Here is a 17,128-nt window from a genome sequence, read left to right as displayed (position 1 = left end):
TCATGAGCATCGAGCAAACCGTCTTCATCGTCGACGACGACGAGGCCTATCGGGACTCTGTCAAGGAGCTCGTGAATTCGGTTGGCACGTCGGCCTTGACCTACGGCTCGGCGCTCGAATTCCTGGAGGCTTTCGACCCGGAGCGCCCAGGCTGCCTGGTGCTGGACGTGCGCATGATGCGGATGAGCGGCATCGCGTTGCAGGCCAGGTTGAGCGCCATGGGTGCAAAGTTGCCGATCGTGTTCATCAGCGGGCACGGGGACATCGAGATGGCGGTGAAGGCGATCAAGGACGGCGCCGTGGACTTCGTCCAGAAGCCCTACCGCGAGCAACAGTTGCTCGATGCCATCGACGAGGCCTTGCGACGCGATGCGGCCTGGCGCAGTGCGCCACAAGCCCTCGTGCAGGGCAAGGAGGGCGGGGCACTGGCCGGACGGATTGCCGCCCTCACCGAGCGCGAGCGTGAAGTCATGACGCTGGCCCTCGACGGTGTCCCGAACAAGCTCATTGCCAAGCAACTCACCCTGAGCCACCGCACCGTCGAGCATCACCGCAGCCGCCTGCTGGAAAAGCTGGGCGTCGCATCGATCGTCGACCTGATGCGCCTGCTGCGCGAGGAGCCCGGCCTGATGGATTCGCCGGTCAAGTGACCATCGCCCCTTGCCGCGACGGCGTCAATGGATCGCTGAACGTGTGGCGCCTGGCCTTCCTCGTTGTCGTGCTGCTGGTCGGTGGCTGTGCCAGCCTTCCGCAGGGCTACGAGCGGGCCGAATCGCATGCGCTGGAAGACACGTCGTCCACCGCACTGGGGCTGGCCGGCCGCGATGCATTGCAAGCCCACGCCGGCCAGAGCGGATGCCGGGCGCTTCCCAGCGGCATCGATGCGCTGGCGGTGCGGATGCTGCTGGCCGAAGTGGCCGAGCGTTCGCTGGACGTGCAGTACTACATCTGGCGCGACGACCTGACCGGGCGGCTGTTCGCGAATGCACTGCTGCGCGCCGCCGACCGCGGCGTGCGTGTGCGCGTCCTGATCGACGATGTCGGCACCCGCTCGAACGACGAGACGCTGCTGGCCCTGGAGGCGCATCCGAACATCGAGATCCGCCTGTTCAATCCCGTCGCTTCGCGCAGCTTTCGCGTCCTGGGCATGCTGGGCGATTTTTCGCGCATCAACCGGCGCATGCACAACAAGGTCTTCATCGCAGACAACCAGCGCGCGGTGCTCGGCGGCCGGAACATCGGCGACGAATACTTCGACGCCTCCGGCGACCTGGCCTTCGGCGACCTGGACGTGCTGACGCTCGGCCCGGTCGTGGCCGACGCATCGAAGGCCTTCGACTGGTACTGGAATGTGCCGGCCTCGGTGCCCATCACGGCGTTGATGAATCGTCAGGGCGCGGCCTCGAAGCTCGACACGCTGCGCACGACGCTGGCGGCGTATGTCGAGGCGCAGCAGGAGACCGCCTATGTGCGCCGCGCGAGATCGACCGGCGCACAGATCCTTGCCGCCGGAACCGGGGACGTCTTCTGGGGCACCGCGCACCTGGTCGTCGACGACCCGGCCAAGATCACGCGCGCGCCGGATGACGACATGGGCCACCTGATGCCGCAGCTGCAACAGATCGGCGTCCAGTTGCGCAGCGAGTTGCTGATCGTCTCGCCCTATTTCGTGCCCGGTGATGCGGGCGTGGCCTCGTTGACCGGGCTGGTGGGGCAGGGCGTGCGCGTCACGGTGCTGACCAATTCGCTGGCGGCCAGCGACGTCGGTGCGGTGCATGCGGGCTACAAGCGCTATCGCGAGGCGCTCATCGATGGCGGCGTGCGCCTCTACGAGCTGAAGCCCGACGCCATCGCCCACGTCGATGGCAAGGCCGGCGCCCGAACGATCGGCGGCTCGCGCGCATCCCTGCATGCCAAGACCTTCGTCTTCGATCAGCGCGCCGTCTTCATCGGCTCGCTCAACCTGGACCCGCGATCTGTGCAACTCAACACCGAGATCGGCGTCATCTGCGAAAGCGAGCCCATGGCCCGCGAGATGGCGGGCCAGCTGGCGCGCGGCTTCGACAAGGTGGCCTGGCGCGTCGAACGCGCGGGCGGCGCCGATGGCCGGGCACACCTGGTCTGGACCGAAAGCACCGCGACCGGCACGACGCAATACAGCGATGAACCCGGCGTCAGCACCTGGCGCCTCCTCGGCGTCTGGTTCCTGGGTCTGCTGCCGATCGAGTCGCAGTTGTAGCGCGTCGCGTCAGGGCTTGTTTGCAGATGCGCCGCTTTTGTTGATAGCTTCCGGCTTCTGCCCTTGTGGACCATCTCATGGAACTCCTTCTGAGCCCCGACGCCTGGATCGCCTTCGCGATGCTGACTGCGCTGGAGATCGTGCTGGGCATCGACAACATCATCTTCATCTCGATCCTCGTCGGGCGACTTCCCCCGGAACAGCGCGACAAGGCACGGCGTCTCGGCCTCGGCTTTGCCATGGTGTCGCGGGTGCTGGCAAGGGGATGTTCTGGAGCATCATCGGCCAGATTGCCATCATCGACATCGTCTTCTCGCTCGACTCGGTGATCACGGCCGTCGGCATGGTCGACCAGATCGCGGTGATGATGGCCGCCGTCATCGCATCGGTGGTCGTCATGCTCGTCGCGGCCAAGCCCATCGGCGACTTCGTCGACCGGCATCCCTCGGTCAAGGTGCTGGCGCTGGCCTTCCTCGTCATGGTGGGCATGGCGCTCACGGCCGAAGCCTTCGACCAGCATGTGCCGAAGGGCTACATCTATGCCGCGATGGCCTTTTCGCTGGCCGTGGAAGCGCTCAACATCCGGGCGCGCGCCAAGAGAAAGGCGTTGGCCGCGCGCTAAGACTGGGACTTGCTACCGCCCCATCCGGGCGTCATAGCTGCGCGACACCTGCTGGAGCAAGCCGGCGTCGCGCAGCCCGGCCCCGTCGAACTGGACCCTGACGCTGCCGTCGCCTTGCCGGCTGATCGTCGCGGTCACCGTGCCCGCGCCGGGGCTTCCGACGATCGTTCCGCTGCCGCGGTCCTCGACGCTGATGGACAGGCCCTGGTCCCGCATCGCGCCCGATGCCGCACTGAAGGAGCGGTCGTAGTTGGCCGGCACGGCGGCCGGCGCCGGCACCGGGTAGGGGTAGTACGCACAGCCCCCCAGGGCCAGGGCGCCGGCGCAGCACAGTGCGCGCGCCATGGCCCGCATCGAAGCGCCCGCGCGAGTCTCGGCCGTAGTGATGTGGCTGAGCGTCAATTTCGTCATGTCGTCCTCGCTTCCTGTTTTCACGGCCGATTCCAGGCGCTGCCAAACTGTACGTAGTAGACCGGCCCTTGAGGCCCGTAGGCCACGTCCAGGCCCATGTGCATCCCGTACTTGCGCGCGATTTCGTAGCGGAAGCCGAAGCCGCCGGTGCTCACGTTCTGGGTCGAGCGATTGCGCGAATCGCTGTTGCGCGCCGCGCCGACGCCGCCGAACCCGACGACGCTGAAGCGCTCCCAGAACTGCCAGCGCACTTCCGCTTCCGCCTGCGCGGTGTATTCGCCTTGGTAGCGCATCGCCGGCACGCCGCGCAGGCTGATGAAGGGGCGCAGGTAGAAGGGCACGTCGCCGAAGCTGAGGACCGAGCTTCCCATCACGCCCACGGTCAGGCTGCGCGAGATCGGCTGGTAGTGCATCGCGGTCAGGTTGACCCGCTGGAAGTTGCTGGTTCCGCCCAATGCCTTCGAGAACAGCCCCGCGGACAACTCCAGGTAGTCGCCCTTGGTCGGCGTGAACATGTTGTCGCGCGAGTCGTAGTTCAGGATCGGCAGCAGGCCCGCGACCCTGGACTCCCGCTGGAAGGCCGGTGGCAGGCGTGACTCCTCCTGCGTATTGAAGTCGACGGTGGTCGAGGCCAATGCGTAGCCAATGCCGATCCAGGCGGGCGAATTGCCGATGCGATAGCGCCCCTGGGCCACGAGGGCGCTGGTCTTGAGGTTGTAGGACTGCGGACTCTCCTGCAGGCTGGCGTCGCGGCCGATGCCGTAGAAGTCCAGGTTGACCGACGCGCGCACCACGCCGACGACGGTTCGCACGCGGTCATCCATCCAGTGGCGCACGTCGCCCGCGAAGGCGCCCTTGGTGCCGTTGTCGGTGCCCAATGCGGCCACCACCGAGATGTTGGGCCGGCCGAACCCGGCCGCCGCCGTGCCGTCGTCCTTCTGCTTGTCGATGAAGGCCATGGCGCCGACGGCGCCATAGCCCACGGCCGGCTCGGTGATCGGGATGGCCAGCGGCACAAAGCCGTAGGTCTCGTCGAGAAAGCCGCTGATGTCCAGCCAGCCATCGTCGCCGCGGATGCGACTGGGTTTCTTGGGTTCGGCGGACGCATCCGTCGCAGCGGGCTCGTCCGCCCATGCGCCAGCGGCAACAAATGCGAGGGCCAGTGCGAGGCAGTGCCGGCGCATGCATCAGTCCCGCAGGCAGCGCTGGCGTCGCGCGCCTCCAGCCGCTCCCTGCGGGGCTGAAGTGCCACTGCGGCGAACACAGTTCTCAGGATGCGGGACCATGACTTTCCTGCTGGAGTTTGCGGGGTTGCCGGACACGAATTTCCCCGACGCATCTTGCGCCGATGGGAAAAGGGTAGCGTCGCGGCGCATTGCGCAATTTGCGCCAGATCAAGTCAGGGCCCTCCCGGAAGATTCCGCCCGCCGTCGCCCCCGCACTTGATTTGGCGCAAGTTGGGCCCGGCCATCGCTGGCTAGCATCTGGCCTGCTCGACATCTGTCTGCCCCAGCTTGAGTCAGGACATGAGGACACATCCAGCCCAGGACCCCAGCCCGCAGGTACCCGCCACGACGCCATCCCTGCCAAGGCGCGATCGACGGCGTCGTGCCTTCCAGGCGGCGCTGGCGATGTTCTTCCTGTTGTTGCAGGCGCCCAGCGTCCACGCCTCCTTCCTGGAGGGCGAGGCACTCGACAACTTTGCCAACATCCTGTCCTGGGTGGTGCTGGCGCTGGTGCCGTGCCTGGGCATCGCGCTGTTCTGGATCGTGCATGTGATGCCGGAGAAGATTGCCGAGAAGCGCCACCATCCGCAGAAGGACGCGATCCACACCCTGTGCCTGCTGTCGCTGGTCTTCGGCGGCCTGCTATGGCCGATCGCCTGGCTCTGGGCCTACACGCGGCCGGTGGCCTACAAGATGGCCTACGGCACCGAGAAGCACGAGGACTTCTACTTCGAACACGGTGACAAGGCCGAGCGCGGCGAACTGGCCTCGCATGAGTTCGATCAGATGGTGGCCGAACTGGATGCGATGGAACGCCAGGGCCACCTCACGCCGGAGCTCAAGCGCGTGCGCGAAAACCTGATCGCCGCGCAGCGCAACATTGCCGCGGCCCAAGTCGCCGAGAGCGCGCCTGTGGTGGCAACCGTCCCGCCGGTCGTGGCGCCCACCCCGCCCGACGCACCCAAGGGGGCATGAATGGAAGCCATCCTGCTTGGCATCTATGCCTTCTTCGTCTGGCTGATCTTCTTCAAGTTCAAGTGGCTGCCGTGGAACAACGTCTCGATGGTGATCGTCATCACCATCCCGGTGGTCGGCATGGCGGTGCTGATCATGCTGCTGAACATCTTCGCGCCCTCGACGCCCGACGTGCGCGTCTACAAGTACGTGATCAACATCGTGCCGCAGGTGCGGGGCCGCGTGATCGAGGTGCCGATCGAGGCCAACCAGCCGATCAAGCGCGGCCAGGTGCTGTTCAAGATCGACCCGACGCCTTACCAGTTGACGGTCAAGACGCTGGAAGCGCAACTGGCCAACGCGGAAGGCGGCACGCGCAAGTTGCGTGAAGAACTCAATGCGTCGACCTCGAAGTCGGCGGCCGTGCGCGCGCAACTCGAATTGATGCGCAAGCGCGTGGTCCAGAACAGGCAGTTGGTCAGCAGCGGCGCCGGCGACAAGTTCGCGCTGGAGCAGGCGGAAGCCAACCTCAAGGACATGGAAGCGCAACTGGCTGGCGCCATCGCGGGTGAATCCCAAGTGCGCGCGCGCCTGTCGGCCACCGTCGATGACGACCAGGCCGAGGTCGCGCAGATCAAGGCGCAACTCGAGAACGCGAAGTGGGAGCTGTCGCAGACCACCGTGGTCGCGCCCTCCGACGGCCAGGCGGTCAACCTGCAACTGCGCGTGGGCTCGATGACCGCGGCGCTGCCGGTCACGCCGGTGATGAGCTACGTGGAGAACGCCTACCAGGTGGTGGCGCTCTACCAGCAGAATGAACTGCACCAGGTCGCATCGGGCGACGAGGCCGAGTTCACGCTCAAGACCAATCCGGGCGTCATCTACAAGGCCAAGGTGGAATCCATCGTCTGGGCGCAGGGTGCAGGCCAAAGTCCGAATGCCCTGCAACTGCCCACGACCGGCATGGGACCGTTGCCGCCGGGCCGCTTCGCCGTCCGGCTGGACATCGACCCGAAGTTCCAGAACGAACTCTTCCCCGCAGGCGCGGTGGGCGACGGCGCGATCTACACGCAGCACCTGGAGGTGATCCAGATCATCCGCAAGGTGATCGTCCGCGTCGGCGCGAAGATCGACTACCTGGTGCTGAAGCTGCATTGAGCCGCACCATGCTCCATTCACGCATGCGCTCAGGGTCGATGCTGGCGCTGGTCGTACTGGGCCTCGCGGGTTGCTCGCTCAAGACCGCGCCCGAGTCGGCCGCGTTGCAGACGGACAACCTGTCCAACGTGGTCCTGCCCGGCGGCTGGAAGGCCGGTGGGATGCCGGGCGACGTGCGCAACGACTGGATCGCGGGCTTCAACGATCCGGTCCTGGCCAGTCTGGTCAACGAGGCGCTGCTCTTCAACCTCGACCTGCGTGCATCGGCCGCGCGCATCGAGCAGGCTGCGGCAGGGGTCAAGGCGGCGGGCGCGCAGGCGGTGCCGGCGGTCGACTTCCTCGGGCGCAAGGGCGGCAAGCTCGGCGGCGACGGCTCCGGCCTCAACGGCTGGATGATCTCGGCCTCCTGGGAGATCGACGTCTGGGGCCGCGTGCGCTACGCCCGGCGCTCCGCCGAAGACCAGTTCGCCTCGACGCAGGCCGACATGGCGGCGGCCCGGCAATCGATCGCGGCGCTGGTGGCCAAGGGCTGGTTCCTCGCCACCGAAGCCTCGCTGCAACGGCAGCTCGCCCGGCAGATGATCACCAGCACCGACCAGTCGGTGAAGCTGGCCGGCGACCGCTTTCGGATCGGCGCGGCGAGCGAGTCCGACGTGGTGCAGGCGCGCGCCGATCGGCAGGGCTATCTCGATGCGGAGAAGCAACTCGACCTGGCCTACGTCAAGGCGCTGCGTTCGCTGGAGATGCTGCTCGGGCGCTATCCCGCGGCGGAACTCAAGACCACAGACACCTGGCCGCGCGTCGACATGCCGGTGGAAGCCGGCGTGCCCTCCGAGTTGCTGGAGCGCCGCCCCGACATCGTGGCCGCGCAACGCCGTGTGGCCGCGGCCTTCAACAGCACTCAGGAGGCGCAGATGGCGCGGCTGCCGCGCATCTCGCTGACGGCGGGCCTGTCCTCGATCACCAGCGAACTCTTCGTGCTGAAGGACCGTGACAACCCCATTGCAGGCGCGGGCCTGAGCATGCTGATTCCGCTGTTCCGTGGCGGCGCGTTGCAGGCTCAGGTCGACGCGCGCACGGCCGAACAGAACCTGGCCGCCGCGCAGTGGGCGCAGACCGCGATGAAGGCCTTCAACGAAGTCGAGTCCGCACTCGCCGAAGAGGCCACGCTGCGCCAGCGCGAACCCATCATCGATGCCCAGATCCGCGAGGCGCAGCGCGTGCTCGAATTCCAGAACACCCGCTACCGCGTCGGCAACACCGACCTGCGCTCGGTGACGCAGCAGCAGATGGCCGTCTACGCGGTGCGCTCGACATTGCTGCGCGTGCAGGCCGAGCGTCGCGTGCAGCGCGTGAACCTGTTGCTGGCGCTGGGCGGCGCATGGGACCGCAGCGAGAACCTCGCGTCGTCCTCGAAGCGGTAGCGTCCCACATGCGCTTGAACGCATCCCCAGTACGCTGGCCTTTTTTCAGATCGCTCGGCACCATGCCCGGCGCTTGTCCCAGGAGCGAAGCCGTGGAAGCTCAATCCAAGTCCGTCATCACGGCCATTGCGCTGGCTGTGATGGCTGCGAGTTGCACCGCACCGGTCACGCCGGGCCCCACCGGCGGCGCGCCGCCGCCCAGCACGACCTCGGTTGCCGCGGGAGGGTCGCAGCAGGGCACGCAGGTCTTCAGCGAGGCGCAGATCGACCAGATGATGGCACCCATCGCGCTCTATCCGGATTCGCTGCTGTCCCAGGTGCTCATGGCATCGACCTATCCGGCCGATGTGGTGGAAGCGGCCAAGTGGTCGGCTGCCCATCCGGACCAGAACGGCGATGCGGCGGCCAAGGCGGTCGAGAGCCAGCCGTGGGACCCGAGCGTCAAGTCGCTGATCGCCTTCCCGCAGGTCATCCAGATGATGGGCGACAAGCCCGACTGGGTGCAGAACCTCGGCGATGCCTTCCTCGCTTCATCGAAGGACGTGCTCGACTCGGCCCAACGTTTGCGCACCCGCGCGCAGGCCAGCGGCAACCTGCAATCCTCGGCGCAGCAGAAGGTGTCGGTGACGGCGGATGCCCAGTCGCCGCAGAGCGTCATCACGATCGAGCCGGCCGATCCGCAGGTGGTCTATGTGCCCACCTACAACCCGGCCATCGTGTACGGCACATGGCCGTATCCGGCCTATCCGCCGTACCTCTACTATCCGCCGGCCTACTACTACCCGGGTGCCGCCCTCGCGTCGGGGATCGCGTTCGGCATCGGCGTCGCCGCCATCGGTGCGCTCTGGGGCAATTGCAACTGGGGCGGCGGCAGCGTCAACATCAACGCCGCCCGCTTCAACAGCATCAACGTGAACCGGCAGATCAGCGGCAACCAGGCCTTCCAGCACAACGCGGCCAATCGGCGCGGCGTGCCCTATCGCGACAGCCGCAGCCAGCAGCGCTTCGGTGGCAATGTGCCCGGCGCGGAACAGCGCGGCGACTTCCGCGGACGCGCGGACGGCTCGCGCGATGCGCAGCGCCAGCAGGCGCAATCGGCGATGCAGCAGCGCGGCATGGACCCGGGTCAGGCGCGCAACCAATTGCGCAACGATCCGGGCACGCGCGAGCGCGCGCAGGCCGCCGCCCAGGGGCGTCCGGGTGGCGATTTCGGCGGTGGCGACAGGATGGGCAACCAGGGCTTGTCGAACATCAATTCACGCGGCGGCATGGGCGGCGACAACGCGTTCCGCGGCGCCGGCAACGCGAGCCAGATGCAGCGGCAGATGGATCGCGGCGGCGCCAGTCGGCAGTCCATGCAGCAGCATGGCGGCTTCAGTGGCGGCGGAGCCCGCATGGGTGGCGGTGGTGCCCGCATGGGCGGAGGCGGCCGTGGTGGCCGTCGATAGGAGGCCGACCATGTCCAAGTTCCATGCTATTCGGAGGCCATCCATGTTGCACTTGAAGGCCGCCCGGTACGCCACCGGTGTGCTCATTTCCATGGCCGCGCTGGCCTCGACCGCCACATTCGCACAGCGCGCCTATCCCAGTGCCGAAGCGGCTGCGGATGCGCTGCACGATGCCATCTCGCGCAACGACGTGGACGCCTTGCGCACGGTGCTCGGCCCCGATTGGCGACGCTTCGTCCCGGTCGGCAGCGTGGATCGGCGGGATGTCGATGCCTTTCTGGCCGCTTGGGACAAGCAGCACAAGGTCATCCCCGGCTGGAGCGGCCGGAAGCAGATTGCGGTGGGCGATGGCGACTGGACGCTGCCGATCCCCATCGTCGAGAAGGCCGGTGCCTGGCGGTTCGATGTGCGCGTGGGCGCCGACACCATGCGGACCCGTCGCATCGGACGCAACGAACTCGCGGTGATGCAGGCCGTGCTCGCCTACTACGACGCGCAGAAGGAATACGCGCAACGCGACCGCGACGGCGACGGCGTGCTGGAATACGCGCAGAAGTTCGCCAGCACGCCCGGGCGGCACGATGGGCTCTACTGGGACGACAACTCCGCGCAGGGCCAGAGCCCGCTGGGCCCCTTGTATGGCGGCCAGAAGCCGGGCGAGGGCTACCAGGGCTACTACTTCAAGATCCTCAAGTCGCAAGGCCCCAGTGCGCCCGGCGGCGCCTACGACTACATCATCGGGAAGCGCATGCGCAGCGGCTTCGCGCTCATCGCCTGGCCGATCCAGTATGGCGAGACTGGCGTCACATCCTTCATGGTCAGCCATGCGGGCGTGCTGTACCAGAAGGACCTCGGGCCGCAGAGCGATGTGGCGGCTCGCGCGATGAACCAGTTCAATCCGGATGCGTCGTGGTCGAAGGTGAATGCACCCTGATCGCCGCGTTCAGGTCTTGTTCCTGCGCAAGAAGCCTTGCGCGGGCGCGATCCAGTCGACGGCATCGCGCAGATCGGATGGCACGGTGCCGCGATCGCCAGTGAAGAGCATGCGGTCCTCGACGAGCAGGAAGTTGAGCGCCTCGGCATCCTGAGCGGCGGCCACCGCGCGGATCGTCGCACCGCCAAGCTTCAGGACCTCATCGGCCGACAACTGCATCGCACTGGCTTCCGGCCAGACTTCACGCAGCCTGTCGACGGTCGCCGTTGCGAGGCTTGCCCGCGGCGCAGTCGAGAGAATCCATCGAACCGGCCCCGGTGCTGCGCGACGCAGCGCGTCGAACTGCGTCGAACCGGCAGGCATCGGGTCGATGAGGGCGCAGTCGCCGCCCGCCTCGCCGACGAAGTAGCTGTTCAGGCCCGGCGCCGTGGAATCGCCCTCCGCACCGTCCGTCACGCGCCAGACCCTGGGCGACAGTTGCATCGCCAGGCCCGCCTCCAGCGCATAGCGCCCGGTGCAACGGCCATTCGTGTCGACGAGCCCCAGTTCCTCATAGGCCGGCTCCTCGATGTTCACGGCCCGCTGCCCTTGCGGACCTTGGGCGACGCGCGGCATGTTGAGCGGTATGTGCTGCACCGACCGTGCATGGGCCAGGCATTCCGCGGCGCTGCCGAAGGCGTCCAACTGCTCCAGGATGCGGCGCGTCACGTTCATCAGCTTGAGGCCGCGCGCCGGCGACAGCGCCTCGTGTGGTCGCAGCCACATGTGCTCCACGGTCTCCCGGCCGTCCTCGCGGACCACCTGCGCAGCCGGCATCAAGGCCGCGAAGAAGCGGGTGTCGAAGCGTCGCGGCATGCCGGGCGGCGTGAGCCAGTGGGCAAAGTAGGTCAGGCGATCGACGGCCAGGCGCCAGCCCCTCCTGTCACACAGCGCCAGCAGCGCATCGGTGCCTTGCTCCGCAGCATGGCGCATGGCCTCGAGCTCCTGTGCAGGCAGGCCCGCCAGGTCGATCAACTGGCCGCCGGCATCGCTCGCGAACAGCACGCCTGCCTCTTCGAAGCATTCGCGCACGGCGGCGGCGTAGTAGTCGAGGCCGCCCGCGTCCACCGACAGGCGCTGGCTCGCGGCCGCATCATCCAGGCCCGCGCAATGGCCGTGCAGGCTGCGGTCGTGCGCGTCGAGCACGCCACCTGGAAACACGGCGGCGCCGCTGTTCTGGTCATTGGCCTTCTCGGCGCGGCGCAGCAGCAGGACTTCGAGGCCCTCCGGTCCATCGCGCAGCACGAGCAGCGTGGCGGCGGCACGTATCGGACGCGGTGTCGATGGTTGCGGGGGTGGTGAGATGGCGGCGGGCGTGTTGGCTTGCATGAGGCGCCATTGTCGATGCCATCCTCGACCGGTCCAAGCGGCGGCTGTCGCCTCCGGTGAGAATGGCCGCGACCAACTTCGTGGGAATCATCGCGTGATGAGCAAACGGATACTCTGGCCCGTCGTCGTCCTCCTTCTCGCCGCCTGCGCCACGCTGGCCGGCCCCGGTTTCGACAAGCTCTTCGGCCCGGCCGATCCGACGCGATTCGACGCGCGCCCCGCCGGGCCGGCCGTCGGCGTCTATGCGCAGGCGATCCAGCCCATCCTCGACCGGCGCTGCGTCGTCTGCCATGCCTGCAACGATGCGCCGTGCCAGTTCAAGGCCACGAGCTGGGAGGGGATCGCGCGCGGCGCGAGCAAGGCACCTGTCTACGATGCCACGCGCCTGCTGGCCGCGCCGCCTTCGCGCCTGTATGTCGATGCGGACAAGGCCTCGCAATGGCGTGAGCTCGGTTTCTTCCCGGTGTTGAACGAGCACGCGGTGCAGACGCCGGAAGCCAACAAGACCGCCGGGCTCATTCACCGCCTGCTCGCGCTGAAGCAGGACCATCCGCTGCCCACCGGGGGCGTCGTCGGCGGCGGGCTGGATTTCTCGCTGGAACGCACCGCATCGTGCCCGGCAGGCGAGGAGATCGACCGCTACGAGCGCACGGTACCGATGGGCGGCATGCCCTTCGGCCTGCCCGGCCTCGGCAAGGCCGAGCACGACACGCTGACCCGCTGGCTGGCGGAGGGCGCGCCCGCGGCCGCGCCGCCCGCGCCGAGTGCGCTGGCCCTGCAACGTGTTGCGCAGTGGGAGCGCTTCTTCAACGGCGACTCGCTCAAGGAACAGCTGTTCAGCCGCTATGCCTACGAGCATCTGTTCCTCGCGCACCTCTGGTTCGACGACGACCCGCAGCGCCAGTTCTTCAAGCTCGTGCGCTCGGAGACGCCGCCCGGTGAGCCGGTGCGCATCGTGCGCAGCCGTCGCCCGGTCGACAGCCCCGGCGTGGACCGTGTCTACTACCGCATCGTCCCCGAGCTGGAGACCATCGTCGACAAGACGCACATGCCCTATGCGTTGTCGGCCCGGCGCATGGACCGTTGGCGCGAGCTGTTCCTGGACCCGCCCTACACCGTGGCCCGGCTTCCCGGTTACGAGGCGCAGGACGCGGCCAACCCGTTCTCGACCTTCGCGGCGCTGCCGGTGAACGCGCGCTACCGCTTCATGCTGGAGGAGGCGGAGTTCACCATCATGGGCTTCATCAAGGGCCCGGTGTGCCGCGGGCAGATGGCGCTGGACGTGATCCGCGACCACTTCTGGGTCGTGTTCGTCGCACCGGAGAAACGCTTCGACGAGCCGCTGTCCGCGCTGCTGGCGCGCGATGCCAACCTGCTGCGCCTTCCCACGGGCAGCAGCAACACCAACATGCTCGTGCCGTGGGTGCAATACGCACGGCTCGAGAACGAGTACCTGAAGTCGAGGTCGCAAGTGCTGGCTGGCGCGTTGGGCAAGCGGCTCAAGCTCGACCTGAACCTGATCTGGAACGGCGACGGCCGCAACGACAACGCGGCGCTCACCATCTTCCGCCACTACGACAGCGCCAGCGTGGTCAAGGGCATGGTCGGCGACACGCCGCGCACCGCCTGGGTCATCGGCTATCCCTTGCTGGAGCGCATCCACTACCTGCTGGTGGCCGACTACGACGTGTACGGCAACATCGGCCACCAGCTCAACTCGCGCATGTACATGGACTTCCTGCGCATGGAGGGCGAGTTCAACTTCATCGCGCTGCTGCCGCGCGCGCAGCGCGAAGCCACGCGCGATGCCTGGTACCGCGGCGACAGCAAAAGCACGCGCGAACAGGTCTACGGCGGCCCGGGCACCACGCTGCCGGCGGAGAGCGCCGTGCGCTACAAGACCGCGGATGCGAGGCACGAACTCATGGACCAGTTGAAGGCCCGCCTCGGGCCGGTGCTGGACACCCGGCTCGACCTGGGACTGAATGCACCACCGGCCTTGCGTGCCCCGTTGCGCGAGCTTGCCGCGATCAGCGGTGTGTCCTTGCAATGGCTGCCGGAAGTCACGCTGCTGGTCATCGACACACCGGGCGGCCCGGTGAGTACCTACACGATGCTGCGCAACACGGCGCATGCAAGCGTTTCGCACCTGCTCGAACGGAAAGAACTGCGACCGGAGGAGGACACCCTCACCGTCGTCCCTGGCGTCGTCGGCAGCTATCCGAATGCCTTCTACCGCCTCGATGCGGCGCAGCTTCCGGCACTGGCCGAGGCGATACGCCGCCTGGGCTCGGAGGCGGACTACACCGACTTCGCGAAGCGCTGGTCCGTGCGCCGCACCGATCGGGCGTTCTGGGCCGTCAGCGACGACGTGATCTCGCGATACCTCGCCGCGCAGCCACTCGAAGCCGGTGTGCTCGACTACAACCGCCTGGAGAACCGCTGAACGTTCAGGCGTGCCCGCGGGTGCGGCCCGTCTGCAAGGCGTCCATCACCGCGGCCTCGGCGCCCGCCGAAGTCAGCATGTCCCGCGTCAGCACCGCGTTGGTCTGGATGATGCGGGCCACGCACCCGGTCCAGCCCGTCTGGTGACTCGCGCCCACGCCCGCGCCGGTGTCGCCGTGGAAGTACTCGTGGAACAGCACCAGGTCGCGCCAGTGCGGATCGTCCCGGAACTTGTGCGCGTCGCCATTCGCCGGTCGCGCGCCGTTCGCGTCGCGCAGGAACAGCCGCGTGATGCGCTCGCCCAGTTCATGCGCGACTTCCATCAGGGTCATCATCTGGCCGGAGCCGGTCGGGCACTCCACCTTGAAGTCGTCACCGTAGTAGGCATACAGCCGCAACAGCGCCGAGACGAGCAGGAAGTTGATCGGCATCCACACCGGCCCGCGCCAGTTGGAGTTGCCGCCGAACATGCCGGAGTCCGAGTCACCCGGCACATAGCCCACGCGGTATTGCCCGCCGCCATGCTCGAAGACATAAGGGTGCTCCAGGTGTTGGCGCGACAGCCCGCGAATGCCGTGCGAGCTGAAGAACTCGCTCTCATCGAGCATGCGCGACAGCAGGCGTCGCACCTTTCGCTCGTCGACGATCGCCAGCATGCGGCGCCCGCTGACGCCGGGCTGGTCGGGCAGGTGCATGCTGCCCTTGAACTCCGGATGGCGCATCAGGAACTCGCCCGCACGCTTGCGGAAGTTGGGCAGCTTGTCGAGCGTGCCCTCCTCGAAGATCGCGATCGCCGCCAGCGGCAGCAGCCCGACGATCGAGCGCACCTTCAGCCGTTGCGCGTTGCCGTCGGGCAGGCGCAGCACGTCGTAGAAGAAGCCATCTTCCTCGTCCCACATCTCGTCGTTGCACTCGCCCACGCGGTCCATCGCGGCGGCGATCGACAGCGTGTGGCAGTAGAACTTCTCGACGAACTCCTCGTACAGCGGCTCGTGCATCGCCAGCTCGCCCGCGATGCGCAACATCTGCTGGCTGAAGAAGACCATCCACGCGGTGCCGTCGGCCTGGTCGAGGTAGCCGCCGGTGGGCAGCGGCTTGGAGCGGTCGAACACGCCGATGTTGTCCAGCCCGAGGAAGCCGCCCTCGAACACGTTGGCACCGGGGCGGTCCTTGCGGTTCACCCACCAGGTGAAGTTGACCAGCAGCTTCGAGAACGCGTACTTCAGGAACTCGACGTCGCCATCGTCGTCGCGATGCTCCTTGTCGACCAGGTAGAGCTGCATCGTCGCCCACGCATGCACGGGCGGATTGACATCGCCGAAGTTCCATTCATAGGCCGGCAACTGGCCGTTCGGATGCAGGTAGTCGTTGCGCAGCATCAGGCCGAGTTGCTGCTTGGCGAACTCGGGGTCGACCATGCCGAGCGGGATCATGTGGAAGGCCAGGTCCCAGGCCGCGTACCACGGGTACTCCCACTTGTCCGGCATCGAGATGATGTCGTCGTTGAACATGTGGCCCCAGTCGACATTGCGCACGCCCTGCCGCCGCAGCGCCTGCGGCACTTCCGCGCCGGCGCCGTGCTCGTCGAGCCACAGGCCGACGTCGTAGTAGAAGTACTGCTTGGACCACAGCATGCCCGCGAGGGCCTGGCGCATGACGTTGGCGCGGTCGGTATCGGCGCTCACTGCGGGCGGCATGATGGACTCGTAGAACGCATCGGCCTCGGCCAGGCGCGTGGTGAACACCTCGTCGAAGTCGGCGAAGGTGCTTGCGCCCGGCATGCGCGTCGACAGGCGCAGGCGGATCACGCGGGTCTCGCCCGCGGCCAGCGTCATCGCGTGATGCACGGCCGCCTTGGTGCCCTGCTGCGTCGGGTTCACCGCGCCGGCATCGCCATGCACCACGAAGTTGTGGAACGCGTCCTTCACATGCGGCGATGCGTTCTGCGTGCCGAACAGGCGCGCGTTGTTCGTCTCGTTCTCGGTGAACAGCAGCGCGGCGTCGCTGTCGCAACTCAGGTGGTAGTCGGCCAGCGACTCCTGGAACAACGGGTCGGTGTGATGCGCGCGCACGGCTGCATGGCCGGGCAGGTCGATCTTCTCCAGCACCGGCTTGCTGCCGCCGCCCGGCGCGGCCCAGGTGTTGCGGAACCAGAGCGTTGGCAGCACATGCAGCGGCGCGGCATCGGGTCCGCGGTTGATGGCGGTGATGCGCACGAGCACGTCCTCCGGCCCGGCCTTGGCATATTCGACGAAGACGTCGAAATAGCGGTTGTCGTCGAACACGCCGGTGTCGAGCAATTCGTACTCGGGTTGCAGCCTGCCGCGCTGCTTGTTGGTATGGATCAGGTCCAGGTACGGATAGGCCGCCTGCGGGTACTTGTACAGGTACTTCATGTACGAGTGCGTTGGCGTCGAGTCGATGTAGAAGTAGCACTCCTTCACGTCCTCGCCGTGGTTGCCTTCCTCATTGGCCAGGCCGAAGGCGCGTTCCTTGAGGATCGGGTCCTGGCCGTTCCAGAGCGCGAGCGCGAAGCACAGCACCTGGTGGTCGTCGCTGATGCCGCCGAGGCCGTCCTCGCCCCAGCGATAGGCGCGCGAGCGGGCGTGGTCGTGGGTGAAGTAGTTCCAGGCGTCGCCGCTGTCGCTGTAGTCCTCGCGTACGGTGCCCCACTGGCGTTCGCTGAGGTAGGGCCCCCATTTCTTCCAGTCCGCATGCTTGTTGCGGGCTTCATCGAGCCTGGCCTGTTCCGCATTGGGGTTCAAAGCACACCTCCGTGACTTTGGGGGATGGCCGAGTGTCGCGCAGGTGTGGCAGTTGCAGCGCGAATTGCCCCAAGGTGCAGGTGCAACCTCCCCACCAGACGACTGGAAGTTTGCGTGGAAAGTTGTAGAACCAT

Annotated in this window: 12 protein-coding genes and 1 pseudogene; 9 read left to right on the top strand and 4 right to left on the bottom strand. The window is 67.2% G+C overall.

Going from position 1 to position 17,128, the window contains the following annotated elements:
• The first annotated feature begins 2 nt into the window (after positions 1-2).
• From WKW79_RS22090 to WKW79_RS22080, 3 genes and pseudogenes are all read left to right on the top strand, one after another.
• On the top strand, positions 3-650 hold the full coding sequence (locus WKW79_RS22090) for a response regulator transcription factor (RefSeq protein WP_340337356.1): 648 nt from the start codon (positions 3-5) through the stop codon (positions 648-650).
• Positions 647-2,239 carry a phospholipase D family protein gene (locus WKW79_RS22085; protein WP_340337355.1) on the top strand — a complete coding sequence of 531 codons (1,593 nt, stop codon included), beginning with the start codon at positions 647-649 and terminating at the stop codon, positions 2,237-2,239. Before WKW79_RS22090 ends, WKW79_RS22085 begins: the two co-directional genes overlap by 4 nt.
• Before the next feature lie 77 nt (positions 2,240-2,316).
• Positions 2,317-2,861, top strand: a pseudogene (locus WKW79_RS22080) (TerC family protein).
• A 12-nt stretch (positions 2,862-2,873) separates the two neighbouring features.
• Here the strand turns inward: WKW79_RS22080 and WKW79_RS22075 are convergent.
• Together WKW79_RS22075 and WKW79_RS22070 are read right to left on the bottom strand one after the other, a co-directional pair.
• Entirely contained in the window at positions 2,874-3,296 is a 423-nt protein-coding gene (locus tag WKW79_RS22075) for a hypothetical protein (RefSeq protein WP_340337354.1), read from the bottom strand.
• Positions 3,293-4,456, bottom strand: a complete 1,164-nt coding sequence (locus WKW79_RS22070) for a BamA/TamA family outer membrane protein (protein WP_340337353.1) — start codon at positions 4,454-4,456, stop codon at positions 3,293-3,295. Before WKW79_RS22070 ends, WKW79_RS22075 begins: the two co-directional genes overlap by 4 nt.
• Positions 4,457-4,798: 342 nt before the next feature.
• On the opposite strand from WKW79_RS22070, the gene WKW79_RS22065 reads away from it, so the two are divergent.
• From WKW79_RS22065 to WKW79_RS22045, 5 genes are all read left to right on the top strand, one after another.
• On the top strand, positions 4,799-5,473 hold the full coding sequence (locus WKW79_RS22065) for a DUF3302 domain-containing protein (RefSeq protein WP_340337352.1): 675 nt from the start codon (positions 4,799-4,801) through the stop codon (positions 5,471-5,473).
• Positions 5,474-6,610: an HlyD family secretion protein gene (locus WKW79_RS22060; protein WP_340337351.1), complete on the top strand. Its 1,137-nt coding sequence runs from the start codon at positions 5,474-5,476 to the stop codon at positions 6,608-6,610.
• A gap of 8 nt (positions 6,611-6,618) precedes the next feature.
• Entirely contained in the window at positions 6,619-8,034 is a 1,416-nt protein-coding gene (locus tag WKW79_RS22055; RefSeq protein ID WP_340337350.1) for a TolC family protein, read from the top strand.
• A 92-nt stretch (positions 8,035-8,126) separates the two neighbouring features.
• Complete coding sequence (locus WKW79_RS22050) at positions 8,127-9,482, top strand: DUF3300 domain-containing protein (protein WP_340337349.1); 1,356 nt, start codon at positions 8,127-8,129, stop codon at positions 9,480-9,482.
• A 43-nt stretch (positions 9,483-9,525) separates the two neighbouring features.
• Positions 9,526-10,416, top strand: coding sequence for a DUF2950 domain-containing protein (locus tag WKW79_RS22045; protein ID WP_340337348.1), 891 nt, complete (start codon positions 9,526-9,528; stop codon positions 10,414-10,416).
• Between the two features lie 9 nt (positions 10,417-10,425).
• Here the strand turns inward: WKW79_RS22045 and WKW79_RS22040 are convergent, their stop codons facing one another.
• A complete protein-coding gene (locus WKW79_RS22040; protein WP_340337347.1) occupies positions 10,426-11,784 on the bottom strand; it encodes an NUDIX domain-containing protein in 1,359 nt (452 codons plus the stop codon).
• Between the two features lie 97 nt (positions 11,785-11,881).
• Here WKW79_RS22040 and WKW79_RS22035 point away from each other — a divergent pair, with 97 nt between their 5' ends.
• A complete protein-coding gene (locus WKW79_RS22035; RefSeq protein ID WP_340337346.1) occupies positions 11,882-14,230 on the top strand; it encodes a fatty acid cis/trans isomerase in 2,349 nt (782 codons plus the stop codon).
• A 4-nt stretch (positions 14,231-14,234) separates the two neighbouring features.
• Here the strand turns inward: WKW79_RS22035 and WKW79_RS22030 are convergent, their stop codons facing one another.
• Entirely contained in the window at positions 14,235-16,994 is a 2,760-nt protein-coding gene (locus tag WKW79_RS22030; protein ID WP_340337345.1) for an MGH1-like glycoside hydrolase domain-containing protein, read from the bottom strand.
• Positions 16,995-17,128 lie beyond the last annotated feature (134 nt).

Origin of the sequence: Variovorax robiniae (assembly GCF_037889955.1) — a bacterium.
Taxonomy (GTDB): Bacteria; Pseudomonadota; Gammaproteobacteria; order Burkholderiales; family Burkholderiaceae_C; genus Variovorax; species Variovorax robiniae.
This window is presented reverse-complemented; position numbering and strand designations above follow the sequence as displayed.

Bases quoted from the DNA above. Each gene is read 5' to 3' on its own strand.
- WKW79_RS22090 (WP_340337356.1), top strand. From the start codon at position 3: ATGAGCATCGAGCAAACCGTCTTCATCGTCGACGACGACGAGGCCTAT.
- WKW79_RS22070 (WP_340337353.1), bottom strand. From the start codon at position 4,456: ATGCGCCGGCACTGCCTCGCACTGGCCCTCGCATTTGTTGCCGCTGGC.
- WKW79_RS22065 (WP_340337352.1), top strand. From the start codon at position 4,799: ATGAGGACACATCCAGCCCAGGACCCCAGCCCGCAGGTACCCGCCACG.
- WKW79_RS22060 (WP_340337351.1), top strand. From the start codon at position 5,474: ATGGAAGCCATCCTGCTTGGCATCTATGCCTTCTTCGTCTGGCTGATC.
- WKW79_RS22055 (WP_340337350.1), top strand. From the start codon at position 6,619: ATGCTCCATTCACGCATGCGCTCAGGGTCGATGCTGGCGCTGGTCGTA.
- WKW79_RS22045 (WP_340337348.1), top strand. From the start codon at position 9,526: ATGTTGCACTTGAAGGCCGCCCGGTACGCCACCGGTGTGCTCATTTCC.
- WKW79_RS22040 (WP_340337347.1), bottom strand. From the start codon at position 11,784: ATGCAAGCCAACACGCCCGCCGCCATCTCACCACCCCCGCAACCATCG.
- WKW79_RS22035 (WP_340337346.1), top strand. From the start codon at position 11,882: ATGAGCAAACGGATACTCTGGCCCGTCGTCGTCCTCCTTCTCGCCGCC.